Annotated in this window: 17 protein-coding genes and 1 pseudogene; 6 read left to right on the forward strand and 12 right to left on the reverse strand. The window is 56.9% G+C overall.

Annotated elements, in window-relative coordinates:
* The 3 genes from HPC62_RS05290 to HPC62_RS05300 form a co-directional block, all read right to left on the reverse strand.
* Entirely contained in the window at positions 1-384 is a 384-nt protein-coding gene (locus HPC62_RS05290; RefSeq protein WP_172354078.1) for a VOC family protein, read from the reverse strand.
* A 27-nt stretch (positions 385-411) separates the two neighbouring features.
* Positions 412-618 (reverse strand): hypothetical protein, encoded by a 207-nt coding sequence (locus HPC62_RS05295; protein ID WP_225906743.1) that lies wholly within the window; start codon positions 616-618, stop codon positions 412-414.
* 334 nt (positions 619-952) lie between these two features.
* Entirely contained in the window at positions 953-1,222 is a 270-nt protein-coding gene (locus HPC62_RS05300) for a DUF3253 domain-containing protein (protein ID WP_172354080.1), read from the reverse strand.
* A gap of 32 nt (positions 1,223-1,254) precedes the next feature.
* Here HPC62_RS05300 and HPC62_RS05305 point away from each other — a divergent pair, with 32 nt between their 5' ends.
* Entirely contained in the window at positions 1,255-1,884 is a 630-nt protein-coding gene (locus tag HPC62_RS05305; RefSeq protein WP_172354081.1) for a flavin reductase family protein, read from the forward strand.
* Positions 1,885-1,940: 56 nt separating this feature from the next.
* On the forward strand, positions 1,941-2,438 hold the full coding sequence (locus HPC62_RS05310) for a nucleoside deaminase (protein WP_172354082.1): 498 nt from the start codon (positions 1,941-1,943) through the stop codon (positions 2,436-2,438).
* An 89-nt stretch (positions 2,439-2,527) separates the two neighbouring features.
* On the opposite strand, the gene HPC62_RS05315 is transcribed toward HPC62_RS05310, so the two are convergent.
* The 4 genes and pseudogenes from HPC62_RS05315 to HPC62_RS24350 form a co-directional block, all read right to left on the reverse strand.
* Entirely contained in the window at positions 2,528-4,006 is a 1,479-nt protein-coding gene (locus HPC62_RS05315) for a carotenoid oxygenase family protein (protein ID WP_172354083.1), read from the reverse strand.
* 231 nt (positions 4,007-4,237) lie between these two features.
* Positions 4,238-5,635, reverse strand: coding sequence for a folate/biopterin family MFS transporter (locus HPC62_RS05320; RefSeq protein ID WP_172354084.1), 1,398 nt, complete (start codon positions 5,633-5,635; stop codon positions 4,238-4,240).
* 107 nt (positions 5,636-5,742) lie between these two features.
* On the reverse strand, positions 5,743-6,903 hold the full coding sequence (locus HPC62_RS23670) for a calcium-binding protein (protein ID WP_172354085.1): 1,161 nt from the start codon (positions 6,901-6,903) through the stop codon (positions 5,743-5,745).
* A 24-nt stretch (positions 6,904-6,927) separates the two neighbouring features.
* Positions 6,928-6,999, reverse strand: a pseudogene (locus HPC62_RS24350) (hypothetical protein); the annotation flags it as partial.
* A gap of 652 nt (positions 7,000-7,651) precedes the next feature.
* Here HPC62_RS24350 and HPC62_RS05330 point away from each other — a divergent pair.
* Positions 7,652-8,209, forward strand: a complete 558-nt coding sequence (locus tag HPC62_RS05330; protein WP_205370567.1) for a hypothetical protein — start codon at positions 7,652-7,654, stop codon at positions 8,207-8,209.
* Between the two features lie 204 nt (positions 8,210-8,413).
* A complete protein-coding gene (locus tag HPC62_RS05335) occupies positions 8,414-9,727 on the forward strand; it encodes an NF041680 family putative transposase (protein WP_172353244.1) in 1,314 nt (437 codons plus the stop codon).
* Positions 9,728-9,968: 241 nt separating this feature from the next.
* On the opposite strand, the gene HPC62_RS05340 is transcribed toward HPC62_RS05335, so the two are convergent.
* The 4 genes from HPC62_RS05340 to HPC62_RS05355 all read right to left on the reverse strand — a co-directional run bounded on the left by HPC62_RS05340 (position 9,969) and on the right by HPC62_RS05355 (position 13,012).
* On the reverse strand, positions 9,969-10,667 hold the full coding sequence (locus HPC62_RS05340; protein WP_172354086.1) for a J domain-containing protein: 699 nt from the start codon (positions 10,665-10,667) through the stop codon (positions 9,969-9,971).
* 155 nt (positions 10,668-10,822) lie between these two features.
* Positions 10,823-11,428, reverse strand: a complete 606-nt coding sequence (locus tag HPC62_RS05345; RefSeq protein ID WP_172354087.1) for an ATP-dependent Clp protease proteolytic subunit — start codon at positions 11,426-11,428, stop codon at positions 10,823-10,825.
* A gap of 95 nt (positions 11,429-11,523) precedes the next feature.
* Complete coding sequence (locus tag HPC62_RS05350) at positions 11,524-12,186, reverse strand: ATP-dependent Clp protease proteolytic subunit (protein WP_172354088.1); 663 nt, start codon at positions 12,184-12,186, stop codon at positions 11,524-11,526.
* A 133-nt stretch (positions 12,187-12,319) separates the two neighbouring features.
* On the reverse strand, positions 12,320-13,012 hold the full coding sequence (locus HPC62_RS05355) for an ATP-dependent Clp protease proteolytic subunit (protein WP_172354089.1): 693 nt from the start codon (positions 13,010-13,012) through the stop codon (positions 12,320-12,322).
* Between the two features lie 387 nt (positions 13,013-13,399).
* Here HPC62_RS05355 and HPC62_RS05360 point away from each other — a divergent pair, with 387 nt between their 5' ends.
* Both HPC62_RS05360 and HPC62_RS05365 read left to right on the forward strand, forming a co-directional pair.
* A complete protein-coding gene (locus HPC62_RS05360; protein WP_172354090.1) occupies positions 13,400-14,638 on the forward strand; it encodes a vWA domain-containing protein in 1,239 nt (412 codons plus the stop codon).
* Between the two features lie 44 nt (positions 14,639-14,682).
* Positions 14,683-15,525, forward strand: coding sequence for a DevA family ABC transporter ATP-binding protein (locus tag HPC62_RS05365; RefSeq protein WP_225906744.1), 843 nt, complete (start codon positions 14,683-14,685; stop codon positions 15,523-15,525).
* A gap of 243 nt (positions 15,526-15,768) precedes the next feature.
* Here the strand turns inward: HPC62_RS05365 and HPC62_RS05370 are convergent, their stop codons facing one another.
* Positions 15,769-15,975 carry a photosystem II protein, Psb35-related gene (locus tag HPC62_RS05370; protein WP_172354091.1) on the reverse strand — a complete coding sequence of 69 codons (207 nt, stop codon included), beginning with the start codon at positions 15,973-15,975 and terminating at the stop codon, positions 15,769-15,771.
* Positions 15,976-16,443: the final 468 nt, after the last annotated feature.

A 16,443-nucleotide genomic window follows, 5' to 3' on the forward strand; every position in this document is an offset into this window, starting at 1 on the left:
TTAAGCGGGTTGATGGCAAACCGCCTCGATGCGATACCCATCGGGGTCTAGCACGAAGGCGGCGTAGTAGTTGGGGTGATAGTGGGGACGGAGTCCGGGTGGGCCGTCGTCGGTGGCTCCGTGGGCGATCGCCGCTTTGTAGAATTCATCTACGGCCTGACGGCTTTCGGCTTGGAAGGCAAGATGGAAGCCAATGGCGGGCTGGGGCGGGGTTGAGAATTCTGCTTTGTGCGCGATCCAAAACATTGGGCGCTGGCCCGGGCCGTAGGCAGCCATGTGCGGCAGGGCAAAGCATCGAGTAAAGCTCAGCGGCGCGAGGATGGCATCGTAGAAGGCAAGGCTGCGCGACAGGTCAGCAACACCCAGCGAAAGATGGTCGAACATGGTTGGGGCAGGTGCAAGTATCCAGCCCTAACGTACCACAGACAACTCATCGACAACGTGGACATGGCCGCGGCACACCGCACGGAGAACCCGGTTGATGGCGTAGCGTTCCTCTTCGCTCAATGAATCTTCTAGGATTGCGGCGAGAAGACCGTAGCGATCTGCCAGCGTCAGCACGCCCGTTACACTGGCTTGGGCAAAGAGTTCAGCGATCGCACCGGGAAGTAGGCTCATAGACGGAAGCATGGTTAGTGAGAGTCTCTAAGGAAAAGTGACGTTTTCAGGAACGTAAAGCGATTCAGGATGTCTTAAATATCGGGGATTTCTCGGATTTGGGAAGTGATAGAGCGGGGGGCGATCGCGTGATTCTACCCGTAAGATGAAGTGACCCATCCGGTCGCCAAACGTGACCAAACTGGGGCGATCGCGTGATGGAGATCACAGGAGGAACGGCGAAATGGCGCGCACCCTTGTCCAAAAACTCGGCATCAAACCCAGCACTCGCTTTCGCCCCATAGAAGAGGTGGGGACGTGAGGGAGGCAGGCTGACTTGCGGCGGGAGTAGAGGTTACGAAACGTCCCCATTCCCCCGATCCGTCGCCTGCCTAAATCGAATTGGCCCCCTAGCGGTCTGTGGGTCAACGGGGATGCCCTTCTGAGTGACGACAATCGCCCCAGATTTCGCCAAGTCTGCTCCGACCTCGCGCACCAGCGGCATCAGCGATCGCCAGGTTTCGCCACCGAGCGATCGCGCCACTTCCGACGGGCAAATGCTCTTGTCGAGCCCGCGCTGTTGTACTTGTTTCAGGATGCACTCGCGAATCATGTCAGAATTCATGCCATCCCTCGTAATTACTAAACTAACCCTCTATGGAAATTGACCCTGAGCTGCTGGAACCGTCGCTGCGCTATAAGCTGCTAATCGGCAGCGTCGTGCCCCGTCCGATCGCCTTTGTTTCCAGCCTATCGCCCCAGGGCGTGGCCAATCTTGCGCCGTTTTCCTATTTCAACGCGGTGGGACACATTCCCCTGGCGCTGATGTTTAGCGTTAGCCTGAAGCCCGACGGCAGCGAGAAGGATACCCTGCGGAACGTGCGCCCGCCCAGCGAAGGCGGCACCGGAGAATACGTCATCAACTTGGCGATCGAATCCTACGCGCATCAGGTGGCGGAATGCGCCGAGCCGCTGCCCTATGGCGAGTCGGAGTTTGACTATGTGAATCTGTCGCCTGCACCCAGCAAAGTGGTGAAGCCGCCCCGCGTGGCGGAGTCGCCCGTGGCGTTTGAATGCCGCACGCTGCAAATCGTTCCGGTGGGCCAGTTTCATGTGGTGATCGGGCAGGTGGTGCATCTGTTTGTGCGAGACGACGTGCTGGGGGATCGCAACCGGATTGACTCCGATAAGCTGGGCGCGATCGGGCGGATGGCGGGCTACGAGTATTGCCGTACGGGCGATCGCTTCGAGATTCCCAACGGCTTTCCCAAACCAGCCGAAAGCTAGCAAAAGGGTGGGATGATGGGGGACGTATCGATTCGGTGTGATCAGGAGTGACCGAAATGAGTGCTGTCAGTGAGCAGGATTTGGTGCTATTGCGGCGGGCGATCGCCCTGTCCCATAGCGCCCGCGAGCATGGCAACCGTCCCTTTGGCGCAGTGCTGGCGGATGCGTCGGGTCACATCCTGGCGGAGGGCGAAAACACCCAGGTCACCGACCAAGACTGCACCGGGCACGCTGAAACCAACCTGCTGCGGCAAATGGACAAAAGCCTCAGCCTAGACATGCTGGCACAATGCACCCTCTATGCCAGCACCGAACCCTGCCCGATGTGCGCCGGAGCCGTGTTTTGGAGCGGTGTAGGGCGGCTGGTGTATGCTCTCAGCAGCGATCGCCTCTACAAAACCCAGGGCGAGTCGCCCTACCAACTACCGCTCAGCGCCGAAGCAGTGCTGAGGCATGGCAAGCGCCCGGTCGAAGTGATTGGCCCGGTGCTGGAAGAGGAAGCTCTGAAAGCGTTCTCGGACTTTTTCTTAGTTGGCAAATCGGCTCAGAGCTAAATGCTGGCTTATGGGCTTCAGGCGCTCGACGGCTTTTGCTTGATGCATTAGTCGTCAAAAAATCGTCAAAAGTCAAAGATCGCCAAAAGTCAAAGGTCACCAAAATATTCGGGAGTGAAGCTGCCGTGTAGCCCGTAGGGAACGTGATGCCCTAGCCGCAGCGTGGCGATCGCCCCCCGGCCCAAATCCCGCCCATCCAGAATCACCAGTTCCGACTTTTGCCGCTCGGCATTGTAGATCAGCACCAGCACCCAGCCGTCATCCTCTGCGGTGGCCCCAGGCCGCGGCACAAAGATGGGTTCGCTGCCATAGCCGTAGGGCGCAGCGCTCCAAAGCTGGCGATCGCCCGTCTGCAAATCCACCTTCAGCACCCCTTGCAGCGGCGCATTGCCCGTCGGTTCGTGAGCTGCCCCGACAAACAAATAGCGATAGTCGCGTCCCACCCGGTCGGGATGCACCACCGGAAACTCGACACAGCGTTCGTCGAGCTTTTGCTGAGCCACAGAACCCGATGCCAGGTCGAAGCGAAAGCGCCAGAGTTGCCCCGGAGCCAGCGCGTCAAAATCCACCTCGCGATAGTCCTGTCCCGGTTCTAGCGTCGGCAGCGAATCGTAGCTGATGGAGTCCACCACCAGGGTTTTGCCCGCTTCAAAGGCATTCACATGGTGAAACACAAATCCTGAATTGACCGAAATCACCCGCTTCTCATGGTCGCCCCGGCGGGAAATGATCACTGCCTGCGTCGGCTTTTCGGGATGAAACTGGACGCACTCGCCCGCCCCCTTCTGCCCCAGCACAAACGGCAGCGGGTTAAACGACACGGCATTCTGGAAGAAGATGCAGTAGTGGGGCGTAATCACAAAATCGTGGATAAACGCGAAACCGGGGACTGAGTGGCTATAGCGGCGCACCACGTCGCCTGCCGGGTTGAGTTCGTAGACCGTGATTCGCGTCGAGAGTCCGGGGCTAATGGAAAAATTCACCAGGCAGGGTTCGCCGCCGTCCAGTTCGCTAGCGGGGTCAACCCAGGGATGCGCCGCGAACGCTTCACCAGGCTTTAGCCCGCCCTTCAGGTCGTCGGGGCCCAGCGTTTCCAGGGTGCGCGGGTCGAGGCGATAGGGTTCGGCTGCTTCCCACAATGCCAGCAGCTTGCCGCCCCAGTAAATCACGTTGGTATTGGCAATATTTTTGCGGCGCAGATCGAAGGCGTTTGACAGCACGCCGCCCGGTTTCTGTGTGCCAAATACGCCGCGATAGAGAATCTTCTGCGCCTGCTGCTCTGCGACAAATCCCTCGGTGCGGACAAAGCGATTGCGAAAATGGGCGCGACCGTTGCGGAGGGCGATCGCACACACCATCCCATCGCCATCAAACGGATGCCGATAGCGCTGCCCCCCCAGTTCCAGCCGCCCCGGCCCATTGCGAAACAGCGTCCCCTCTAGCTCTGGCGGAATTTCACCTGCAACATCCTCGATGGCGTAATCAAGCTCTTGCTCCAAGGAGCGATAGCCTGTCTGCCAATCTCTGCGGCTGTAGGGGCGAGTGGTAGAGAGCGGTTGGGTTTGCATGTCAGATTTTGAGGGTTTGGCGATTGGAGCGGGTGTTGGGCGACTGAGTGCTGAGCAGAAGCAATGAGCGATTTTGGAGGTTGATTTGGAGGTCGAAACTTTTCGAGTTTCCAGCAGTGTTTTAAGTGTCCATTGCAAGGGTCAATTTCGAGGGTTCATTGCGAGGGTTCATTGCGAGGGTCATTTGTCAATCCGCCTGTCAATTCGTCTGCCAATCTGTCTGTCAATCTGTCACTCCGCTACGCCGACCCCTTCGCCAATCTCTACGACGGGCTGCGTTGCTCGCGGAGTGGGGGTGTGGATTTCCAGTGTTTCATCCTCTTTGCCGGGGAGCCAACCCAGGAAAGGCAGCGGCAGCAGGGTGCTGAGATTGGTGATGATGACCAATAGCCACAGGTTTGAGAAGTTGTCTTCGGTTACGCCGAGCCAGTGCATCAGCCCTGCGCCCAGTTCGTAGGACACCAGCGCAGCCAGGTTGGTGATGGACATCAGCAGGGCGAAGAGCGTCGCTTCTACACCGGGCGGGCAGAGGCGGGCGGCCAAAATCAGCACGGGCATATAGGCGATCTGTCCCATGACGGTCAGGATCAGGCTGTCGCCCAGGCTAAACCAGTGGTCATCAATGCCGATCGCCCGGTTTGCGTGGGTTACCAGCAGCAGCATGGTCATGCCCAGCAGCGTAGAAATCACAATCGTCCAGCCAAAGAAGGTGCGGAAGGGGACGGTGCGAAAGAACCGCTGGAAGAGCCAGATGCCCAGCAGCGAGGCCAGGCTGGTGACCAGACGGACGCGGCCCAGAAACTCTGGGGTAAAGCCGAGGTCGTTGGTGGTGAAAAAGAAAAAGGCGGATTCGGCGGTGGGTGTGGCCTGCCAGAGGAAGAGGAAGGCCGTGGGGAGCCAGATGGACTTTTGCGAAATAGCAGCCCACAAATCCTTCACCTGCGACCGAATGGCTGACCAGTCGGCAGGCTGCATGACGGGGGATTCGTCGATTAGCCCTGCCACCAGCGACACGATCAGCGGGAAGGTGGCTGTAATGGCAAACACGGTCTGCACCGAAAACCGCTCCAGCAAGAAGCCGCTGAGGTAGGCCGTTATCAGCCCGCCCAGGGCCGACGCGCCCCAGCAAATCGATTGCAGCGAACCAGACGTTTTGCTGGATTCCAGGCGGGCCCGCTCAACGACTAGCGAGTCCACAATCACATCGCTGACGGCGATCGCCAATGAACTCAGCGCGATCGCCAGCGTGGCGGCCCAGGCACTATGGACGACTGTAGACATAGCCACCCAGGCGATCGCCCCCAGTACGCCCGACAAGATCAGGTACGGACGGCGACGATAGCCAAAAATCGGCAGCCCGTCAGACATAAAGCCAAACAGCGGCTTAATCATCCAGGGAATGGCAGCCACGCCCAGCAGCGCCGACACCTGCGCCGGACTCAGCGCCAGGTCATCCTTCAGGAAAAAGCTGACCGCCAGCCGTGCCAGACCCAAAATGCCCTGCACAAAGTAGACCAGCAGAATCGCAACCAGTTCAGGCGTTGGGCGATTGCCAAATAGCACCTTCTCAGTGATGAATTCCGTGAGGTTTGCCTTGGCCTGCCCCAAGCCAGCGGAGGACTCAACCATCCAGTGTTAAGAAATATCAACAATGCCTTCTATCATAACCCCAATCTCTAGGCAGAGGTTGTCAGCTGGAGGGTAGATAGCAGACCAAGAGGGTTTACTCGGCAGGTCTAAACAATCAAGAAGCTGAGGGCGCTGAGGTTGGTGGGGCTGCTGAACGTGATGAATGCACCGCTGCTGCCAGAGGAGCCAAAGCCGCTGCTGCTGCCGTTGGTGTTGAGAAACAGCGTGCGCGACCCGGTGCTGTAGACAATGCGGGCGCTGCTGCTGGCGGCCAGGCGATTGTTGGCTACGACGGCAAATTCGCTGTCTTGGCTAAACCCAAAGCCTCGACTGCTGCGGAGTCCGAAGGTGCGCCGCGATAAGACGATGTTGTCTGTGCCTCGGAAATCGGTAATGGTGTCGCGCCCAAAGTCGCTGGTTCTAAAGCTGCGATCGCTCCGGTAGTAGAACAAATCGCGCCCCTCGCCCCCGGTCAGCGTGTCGTTGCCGCGACCGCCTGTGAGGTCGTCGTCGCCCTGGCCGCCGCTGAGGGTGTCGTTGCCGTCGTTGCCCAGCAGTCGATCTGCGCCCGCGCCGCCGACGAGGGTGTTGTCGTTGCGGTTGCCCGTCAGCGCGTTGTTGAGCCGATTGCCCACGCAGAGCCGCGCCTCGCCCCGTAGGTTGCAGTTCTCCAGCCCCCGCACCAGGAAATAGTCCACCGAAGACTCGACCGTATCAATGCCGCGTCCTGCGCCCAAAATGCGATCGCCCGGACTGTCGATTACAAAGGTGTTGTTGCCTGCGTTGCCCACCAGGATATCGTTGCCCGTACCACCATCCAGCAGGTCGTTTCCGCCTGGCCCACCAGAGATGCGGTCGTCTCCTGCCAGCCCCCGCAGCACGTTGCTGCCGCGATTGCCCACCAGGACGTTATCCCCGTTGTTGCCTGTGCCGTTGATGTCGGCATTGCCCAACAACACGAGGTTTTGAAAACCCGCCGACAGCCCCAGAGAACCAAGGTTAAAGGTAATGAAAGAGCGAATGGTTGTGGTGGTTTGGTTGTTGCTTTGAACGATGCGATCGCCCGGTGCGTCAATGACGTAAGTGTTGTTCCCGGCTCCCCCGGTGAGCGTGTCGCTGCCTGCGCCGCCATCAAGCGTATCGTCACCGGCACCGCCATCAAGCTGGTCATTTCCCTCGCCGCCGCTCAAAAAGTCACTGCCAATTCCACCGTCTAAGCGATCGTCTCCTGCTTCGCCAAACAGCCGATCATCGCCGCCTAAACCCAACAGCGTATCGTTCCCAGCACCGCCAAAAATGATGTCATTACCAGAAGTGCCTTCTAAACGGTTGTTTTGAGAATCGCCTGTAATCGGAGTTGCTATTCAAACATCCTTGGGGTGCGTGAAAACGGGCCGTAACGCCTTAACAAAGTGCTGATTAACGCTGATTAACAAAGTGCTGACCTGAGCAGCCAGGTAGATGCTGGGCGCATCCCAGCTATGCAAGCCTGCTCTCATCCCCCAGCCCCTTCTCCCCAAAAGGGAGAAAGGGAGCCGAATTGGAAGTCCCTCTCCTAAAGCAGGAGAGGGATTTAGGGTGAGGGTTACAAAAGTGGGATACACCCTAGATGCTGATTAAAAGCCCATTGATCGATGGTCAAAAAATGAGGCAGAAATTTGCTTGAGAGCGTTTTCGCCTATTGACTATAGCGCCATTTTCCCAGGGCGGATCAACTTTCATTCAGCTTGACCTGGCGTACTTAGATGGCACTTTTTCTAGCAGTTTGAAGGGGGGCGATCGCCCTTTTCAAAACCTTTGGACTTTTGGCAACTGGGGGCTGAGAAAGTTTGGCGCTGAGACATCCTAGTGCTAAAAAAATTGATCAGATCTGCGGCTGTGACTTTGCGAAAAGTGTCTAGGGCTGGGATTTTCCTGCTGCTGGGAGCGAACAAAATTAAAATATCGAAAGCGATAGCAACCGCTTGGATCGCTTGTGCTTGTATAGCTTGTATGGATTCCTGGATAGAACGCGCTATGACACAATCTCTGCGATCGCCCTTCCCGCACAACCGTTCTGCAAGCCGCCCCTGGCAGCGTGTGGCGCTCCTGCTGGCCAGCCTGCCCATTCTGGCAATTAGCGGCTGCGAAACGCCCACTTCCACCCAGTATCAGGCCACCGCCACGACAACCTACACCTGGCTGGTGGAATACGAGGGCGCAAACCGACCAGGCGAACGGCCGCCCCGAATCGAAGAATTTGCCTCCACCTCGCTAGAAAATCGCAACGGTCAGAAACCAGAGGGCGCAGTCACCGGCCCCGACGACAAGGGACTCTGGTGGCCCGCCCTGCCCCCCAAGCCGACGATTGATGACATTGAAGCCCGCCAGCAGCGCCAAGAGCGACCTGGCACACCGCGACTCAACAAAACCGTTAACTACACCATCACGTTCCGTCGTCCCGGCGAAGACAACCGCACGCTGCCCACGCGCTACGAGGTCTATCGCCAGGTCGTCAAAGCCTACGAAGACCGCATTCCGCTAGAATTTACCCTCGACCCTGCCGAGCGCACGGTGCTTAAGGCAACGCCTTAGTTAATTAGGACTTACACAGTTGGACAATTTCTCGCGGGCGCAGCCAGCGAGAAATTGTCCAAAACCTAGAAAGCTTATCGCAAGTGCGTGAGTTTTGGTCAATTTTGGATTTTTCTTTAGTTTGGACTAATGGTGAAGAGGAAGGCAGTCAATGAGAAGCACCGACTGCCGTAAGGTCAATGAAGTACAACCAACATTGACCCCATGATTTTCAACGAACTTCAGCAATTTCGCCAAACGTTGTATGCCAGCTTGGGAAACGCCAGAGATGCCCTGTTTGATCTGATGGATGCCGTGTTAGTGAGTGCGTGCATCGTGTCGTTTGTGAGGCTATCGCAGAGTCCTGTCTTTCGTCGCCAGTGGTCGAGCACCTATGAAGCGTTGCGCGATAGCCGCCTACCCCGATCAAAGGTGCTGAAGCTGTTGGTGCAGCAGATACCGACTCAGCAGCAACCGTTGTTGGCAGGTGATGCGAGTCGGTGGAACCGTCCTGCTGCCAGGCGTTTGAAAGACCGCACCTTATCAGGCAGAACAGGACATGCCCCGATAGCCGGACAAAACTACAGTACCTTAGCCTGGATTGCTGAAGACAGGGGCAGTTGGGCATTACCATTGCGGCATGAGCGCATCACCAGCTTTGAAACACCCGCCAGTAAAGCGGCATTCCAACTCAAACAAGTGACTCGGCAGTTAGCGGTGCGTCCGTTGGCGATCTACGACCGAGGGTACGGCAATGCCAGTTTTGTCAACCAAACGGCAGGGATTGAGGCAGACTTGCTGCTGCGGGTTACATCCAATCGATGTGTCTATGGCGCGCCCCCAGCGTATCGAGGGCGAGGCGCACCTGCCAAGCATGGACATAAGATGAAACTCAATGACCCTGACACTTGGAGTGTCCCGGTCGAAACCGTTGAAGTCGATGATCCCAACTGGGGACGAGTGCGGGTCAGTCGTTGGAGTGCATACCATTTCCGCAAATCCCCCAAACGGGCAATGGAAGTGTTGCGCGTGGAGGTGCTGGAGACACAGAGCAGCACGCGACGCTTGGCTCCTTTGTGGTTAGTTTGGCTGGGTGAGCAGATGCCTCCGTTAGAAACCCTGTGGTTGCACTACCTCCGTCGCTTTGCCATTGAACACTGGTATCGCTTTGCCAAGCAGAGGCTATATTGGACACATCCCCAGTTCAGTTCTGTATCGGCAACCGAACAGTGGAGCAGCCTGATGCCGTTGCTCAGTTGGCAGTTGTGGTTAGCGCGAAAGGACTGTACTGACCACCCCTTGCCCTGGCAGGCACCGCAAGAAACGTTGACTCCGGGTCGGGTCGCACAAGCGTTTGCAGGCATTTTGGCAGCGATTGGCACCCCTGCTCCTGCGCCTAAACCTCGTGGTAAATCGCCAGGACGAGGCAAGGGGCACAAGCCAACTCCTCGTCCCTGCTATCCGATGGTCAAAAAACGAGCCTCGAAACGCAAGACATCCGAACAATCCCTGAACAGTCCGGTTGCAACAGCAGCTTAACTGCGAGCAGGATTGTATCCAATTCCTTAAGTTCAACTGTTATGAACGGTTGAGCAGATTCTTTATGGCATCCTGTTGAGCATTATTGTGATGCCAGTTAGTCCAAACTAAAGATTTTTAGATTGGCAATTTTGGATAGCTAGGCCAGGAATGTGTAGGGAGTCTAGCAGTTTCCTCTGTGGCTCTATTTCTGTGGCTCTATTTTAAGAGGGCAGGAAAGACGGATATTAGGGCACAGACATTACAAAATCTCGATGCCGTCCAGTCGGCGCAGGTCGCGATCGACCTCAAACCAGAGGGCGCGATTGCGCGGGTCGGTGCGGAGGGCCTTGTTGAGATAGGTGCGGGCTTTTTCGGGCTGCTTCAGGTCAACCAGGTGGCGGCCCCAGCGCTGATAGGCGATCGCCAGCCATTGGCGCACCTCTAGGTCGTTGGGCAGCCGCTGGGCCAGCCCTTCAACCAGCGCGACGGCGCGGGGATAGCGCTGCTGCCGCAACAATTGCTGGAGGCGGCTATAGACATGCTCTTTGAGCTGATGATCCGTCGGCGAGGCATCCGGGTTGCGCTGGATCGGCGGGCGCTTGCGAATGCCAGAGCTGGACTGTGCGGTGGGACTCCGCTGGGTTTGGGCTTTTTGGGCGGAGGAGGGCGATGTGGCTTTTGGCGAGGCGGCTGATGGGGAAGCATCGGCTGCGCTTGGTGCGGGTCGCGGCGGGGCAGGGGAAGGCAGAGGGCGATCGCCCATGCTCGCTGGTCGCACCAACTCCATCAGCCGCCGATAGGCCGCATTCACCTGGATAAACTGCTCTGCCTGCTGAGCGCTGCCCGGATTCAGGTCGGGATGATATCGCCGCGCCAGCCGCCGATAGGAAGATTTGATCTCCTCGTAGGTGGCGCTGCTTCTCAGTCCCAAAATCCGATAGCACTCAGCAAGGTTCATCAACAAGGCTCATCAACCGGGCGATCGCCTCAAGCGTTCCACGTTAGCGTTCCACACTCAGGGTTTCACACTGGGCGTTTCACACTTAGCGTTCCAAGTGTAATCGTTCGCTCCTAGAAATTTCAATTTGAATGATTGGAAGAATGATTGAAATCTCAACTTTGGGCGTTCGCATCCGTAATCACTCGGTCAATCAAGCCGTATTCCATCGCCTCCTGCGCTGACATGAAATAGTCGCGATCGGTGTCTTTCTCAATCTGCTCCACCGTCTTGCCCGTGTGCAGCGCCATCATCTCATTGAGTTCCTGGCGCACCCGCAAGATTTGCCGCGCTTCGATGTCGATGTCGGTGGCCTGGCGACGACCCGTTCCGCCTAGCGGCTGGTGAATCATGATCCGCGCATGGGGCAGCGCCAGTCGCTTTCCTTTTGCGCCCGCCGTCAGCAAAAATGCGCCCATCGAGGCCGCCAGCCCCACGCAGATCGTCACCACTTCCGACTTGATGTGCTGCATGGTGTCGTAGATTGCCATGCCTGCTGTCACCGAGCCGCCCGGCGAATTGATATAAAGATAAATTGGCTTCGTGTTGTCGTCCGAATCGAGATAAAGCATATAGGCGACAATTGCATTCGCAATGCCGTCATCTACTTCTTCTGCTAGAAAAATAATCCGCTCCCGAAACAGCCGCTCGTAGATGCTGATCCACTGCTCAAAGGAACTGCCAGGGAGGCGATAGGGGACGCTAGGAATTCCAATCGGCATAGGTCTTTGAAGGGGTGAAAGGGTATGTAATGGGGATTTGGAGGAGGGGGGTGTTGGAACTGGGGAAGGATTCGGTAGAGAGTCTTATGAAACCCCTAGCGCCCAACTCCTGCTCCTGCCAGCTTCGGGCTTTCTAGTACCAAGTCAATCAGCCCATACTCTTTTGCCTGAGTCGGCGTGAGATAAAACATCCGATCCATATCTTGATGGATGCGCTCAGCGGGCTGTCCGGTGGTTTCCGAGAGTAGCTCTATAATCGTGCGCTGCTTGCTCAACACTTCTTTTGCATTAATCTCGATGTCAGTTGCCTGACCGCGAGAGCCGCTCTGGGGATGGGCCAGAGCAATCATGGTATGCGGCAGGCTGGCTCGTTTGCCCTTCGTGCCCGCCGACAGCAGCACCGTCGCCATTCCAAAACACTGGCCCATACAAATCGTCAGAATCGGCGACTTGATGTGCTGCATCGTGTCGTAGATGGCCAGGCCAGCATTGATCGACATCATGCCAATCGCCATCGACCCCATGCCCGCCATCAGCGGATCGCCCAGCGAGTTGATGTAAAAGTAAATCGGTTTGCTCTGATCCTGCGAGTCCAGATACAGCAGTGCTGAGATGATGGAATTGGCAAACCCGTCGGTAATGGGCTGGTTGAGAAAAATAATCCGCTCCTGGCTCATGCGGGTGTAGATGTTGATCCACTGCCAGTAAGGACTACCGGGAATGTTGTAGGGAACGCGGAGGACGGGATCTACAGACATGGGCAAGACTGTGAGTGGGAGGGGTGCGAGAATGGCAGACGGAGCGATGGGAGTAGGGAAGTCCTGGAATATCAGCAATTCCCATCCTCACCGCATCGCCTGATCATCTTGTTAATGCAGCTAGCGAATGCAGCTAGGTCAGTGCCGGAACTTGCTTTGGCAATTCCTTGGCGCTTTCGAGGACGCGATCGATTAGCCCGTATTCCTTGGCTTCGTAGGGATTCATATAGAAGATGCGATCGGTGTCCTTGGCGATTTTCTCGATGGGCTGACCTGTGTTGCGAGAAAGAATTTCCAGAGTGGACTGCTTGTTGATTAGCACTTCGCGGGCGCGAATCTGGATGTCGGTTGCCTGGGCCTGGCCCATGCCCGTGCGGGGCTGGTTTAGCACGATGGTGGCGTGGGGCAGGCTGGCGCGGAAGCCCTTCGTGCCTGCTGAGAGAATCATGGCAGCCGTGCCCATTGCCTGGCCAATGCAGATGGTGTGGACAGGGGGTTTAACGTAGGCAATGGTGTCGCAGATGGCGAAGGCTTCGGTTTCGTAGCCGATCGCATCGTTGGTATACCAGGAGGTGCCTGTGGAGTTGATGTAAAAGTAAATGGGCTTTTCGGGATCGTCGAACTGGAGGTAGAGGAGTTGCGCGATGATTAGCTTGGTCACATCGACCCCTAACTGGCGCTTGAGGTCGTCTGACGAAACCAGCGGCAGCCCCAGGTAAATGATGCGCTCTTTGAGCAGCAGCGAGGGCAGATCGGGCGGGGGTGTGCGATAGGCAGCATCCCCGTAGTAATAATTGGACTGAACGGCCTTAATCGATGAACTCATAGGATCAAACTCGCCTGGACGCTTGCCGAAACAGTTGGCGTGTGAACTTGCGGGAGGACTTACGCCTGAATTAGCGTATGAACTGCGCTGTTTCTACGAACGCCGCTTTTAACATAGTAGCGTGCGGGGCATCGCAGCGGTCGAGAAGACTGGCCCATCAGGGATTTGGGAAAAGCGTGAGAAGATTGGAGCAGTTTGCGGAATTGGGAACTGGGGCCTTGGAGTATTGAAGAGGCAGAAAATCGAAATATAGCGTTTTTGAAGTGAGTGAGGTTTGCGGGAGATTCCGATCCCTTCGTCTGGTTCGGGCAGTGTGGACTTCACTCCGTCAGGAAATGCCGCCTGTTTTCAACATATTACATTCTCTTTAGACTGGAGCCTGGGGCTATGAAAGTGGGTCTGCAAGCGTCGCTGAGTGATGCCAATTTGGATGTAGCGCAGGTGAGCAGTCAGCGGCAGTTGGCAATTTCGATGTCGGCGATCGCCGCTTCAGCAGGTCGCACGGCACCCCTCAACCTGTGCCTGATTTTGGATCACAGCGGCTCGATGAACGGTCGCCCAATGGAAACCGTCAAACAGGCGGCGCTGAAAATCGTGGATAGCCTGTCGCCGGGCGATCGCCTCTCGGTGGTGGTGTTTGACCACAAGGCCAAAGTGCTGGTGCCCAACCAGGTGATTGACAATCCCGCCGGACTCAAGAACGAGATCAGTCGCCTCAAAACCAGCGGCGGCACCTGCATCGACGAAGGGATGCGGTTGGGCATTGAAGAACTGGCCAAGGCAAAAAAAGACACGATTTCCCAGGCGTTTTTGCTGACGGATGGCGAAAACGAGCATGGCGACAACGATCGCTGCCTGAAGCTGGCCCATCTGGCGGCGGAATATAACCTGACGCTGAATACGCTGGGCTTTGGCGACCACTGGAACCAGGACATTTTGGAACAGATTGCCGATGCAGGCGGCGGTGCATTGACCTATATCCAAACGCCGGAAGATGCGCTGCTGGAGTTTACGCGCTTGTTTAGCCGGGTGCAGTCTGTCGGACTGACGAATGCCTATCTGCTGCTGAGAATGATGCCCGGTGTACGGCTGGCGGAACTCAAGCCCGTGGCGCAAGTCGTGCCCGAAACGGTGGAATTGCAGCCGATTCAGGAGGCGGGGCAGGTGTCGGTGCGCCTGGGCGACTTGATGGTGGACTCGCCACGGGTGGTGTTGGCAAACCTCTATGCCTCTCAGCTTCCGGTGGGGCGGCATCCGCTGGTGCAGGTGCAGGTGCGCTATGACGACCCGGCGCAGAATTTGGAGAGCGTGCTGAGTGACCCGGTGATTGTTGAAGCGAACGTTGTGACCACGTTCCAGCCAGCGCCCGACCCGCAGGTGCAGCAGCATGTGCTGGCGCTGGGCAAATATCGCCAAACCCAAATTGCCGAGCAAAAGCTGCAACAGGGCGATCGCGCTGGGGCGGCTACCATGCTGCAATCTGCTGCCAAGACTGCGCTGCAAATGGGCGACCAGACGGCTGCCACCGTGCTGCAAGAAAACGCCACCCGCCTGCAAGAGGGTGAGGAACTGTCGGAGAGCGATCGCAAAAAGACCCGCATCGTCTCCAAAACGACGTTGCAGTAGCGATAATGGGAGGCAACCTGGGGATACCCAGTGGGCTGCTTCTAGTGAATTACGAACTTTGCTGCATGATGGAAAATCTGGCGGGCGATCGCCCTACGGCTGAACCCAACCCCGCCGCTGGCGCAACAGCAGTCGTGGCACCCTCGCCAAGCGCCACGGTTCAGATTCGCAACCTCAATTATTTCTTTGGTCAGGGCGAACTCCAGAAGCAGGTGCTTTACAACATCAACCTCGACCTGCTGCCGGGGCAAATTGTCATCATGACCGGCCCATCCGGCTCCGGCAAAACCACGCTGCTGACGCTGATTGGCGCACTGCGAACTGTGCAAGACGGCAGCCTCAGGGTGCTGGGGCGCGAGCTGGTGGGCATGGGCCGGGGGCAGCTTGTGGAGGTGCGGCGCAACATCGGCTTTATCTTTCAGGCCCACAACCTGTTTGACTCGCTCACTGCGTCCCAAAACGTGGAAATGGCCGTGGAGCTAATGCCCAACTGGCGCACCAAGCGAGAGCAATCCGTTGCCATGCTAACCCAACTGGGATTGGGGGAACGGGTCGATTACAAGCCCCGCGCCCTCTCTGGCGGGCAAAAACAGCGCGTGGCGATCGCCCGTGCCCTAGTCAACCAGCCAACCCTGATCCTGGCGGACGAACCCACCGCCGCCCTCGACAAAAAAAGCGGACGAGAAGTTGTAGAACTGATGCAGCGGTTGGCCAAGGAACAGAACTGCACAATATTGATGGTGACCCACGACAACCGCATCCTCGACATTGCCGATCGCATTGTCAGCCTGGTCGATGGGCGGCTCGAAAGCGACGAAGACCTGACGCACTTCATGGAAAGTCATGATCCCCGGACGCTCGATCGACGGATGTTCATGACGCTTTAGCGACTGGGGTTCAGGAGTTTGGGATAGAAATCGTCCAACTGCGTCAGTCCTAACGCAAGATTGGGCACAAAAAAGCCCCCCAGCAGGAGGGCGCAGGTGATCTGGCTCAAATCGTGCGTTGCAACGAAACTCAGAGGCGTGGGTAGGCGTGTCAGAGAGCGATCGCTCCATTCGACCTTGGCGGCACAGTGAGGAGAGACACTGCAACCAGCGGCAAGCCCGATCAGCCTCCCAAACCCTTATCTAACCTCTGATCCCCAGGTAACCGGGAACTCGCGTGCTGTAGTCCACTTCCGTCGCAGTAATGGAGGCGGCAAGCTGCTCGAAGGACTCAGAATTCCAGTTGCGCTCGTGAATTGGCTTGGACTGTTCGCCCCGGAAGTAGGCCTGAGTTCCAATGACTGAAGCGGCGACCCAGGCGATTACAAACAGTGCAATGAGAAGCGTCATAACAGCCTCCTGTCTTGGTTTGTTTCAATATGTAAATAAATATAACAAAATGTTTCAAAACATTGCAATTTCTCCGCGAGTGCGGATAGCCGTACTCTAAGAGCTAATTTATGAAGCAAATCTTAAGAAGCCTGAAACTCTTGGCATGTGTGGCTTTGAGGTCATGTTTGCCCAGGAAAAGCGGTTTCTCGGAAATCCTTGATTAACAAGGCTTTCAGGCTCCTTTACAAATTAGCTCTAAGGGCCGTCATTGAAATCCGTCATTGGAACCCGGCCCCAGCGGGTAAACCCAAAAACTTTCGGGTGTAAACCCGATTGGTATACCGCTTTGCAGTAAAATGACCTTCGGTCTGTGGAAAACTTTGTTCTGCTCCGGCGCACTGCGAACCGGCCCGGCTTTTTCCCGTCCAAAGATTCTGGGGTTCTTGGGGCGATCGCCCATGACGGGTTCAATACCAGAGCAACTTG

The sequence above is a fragment of the Thermoleptolyngbya sichuanensis A183 genome, from assembly GCF_013177315.1.
GTDB classification, from domain to species: domain Bacteria; phylum Cyanobacteriota; class Cyanobacteriia; order Elainellales; family Elainellaceae; genus Thermoleptolyngbya; species Thermoleptolyngbya sichuanensis.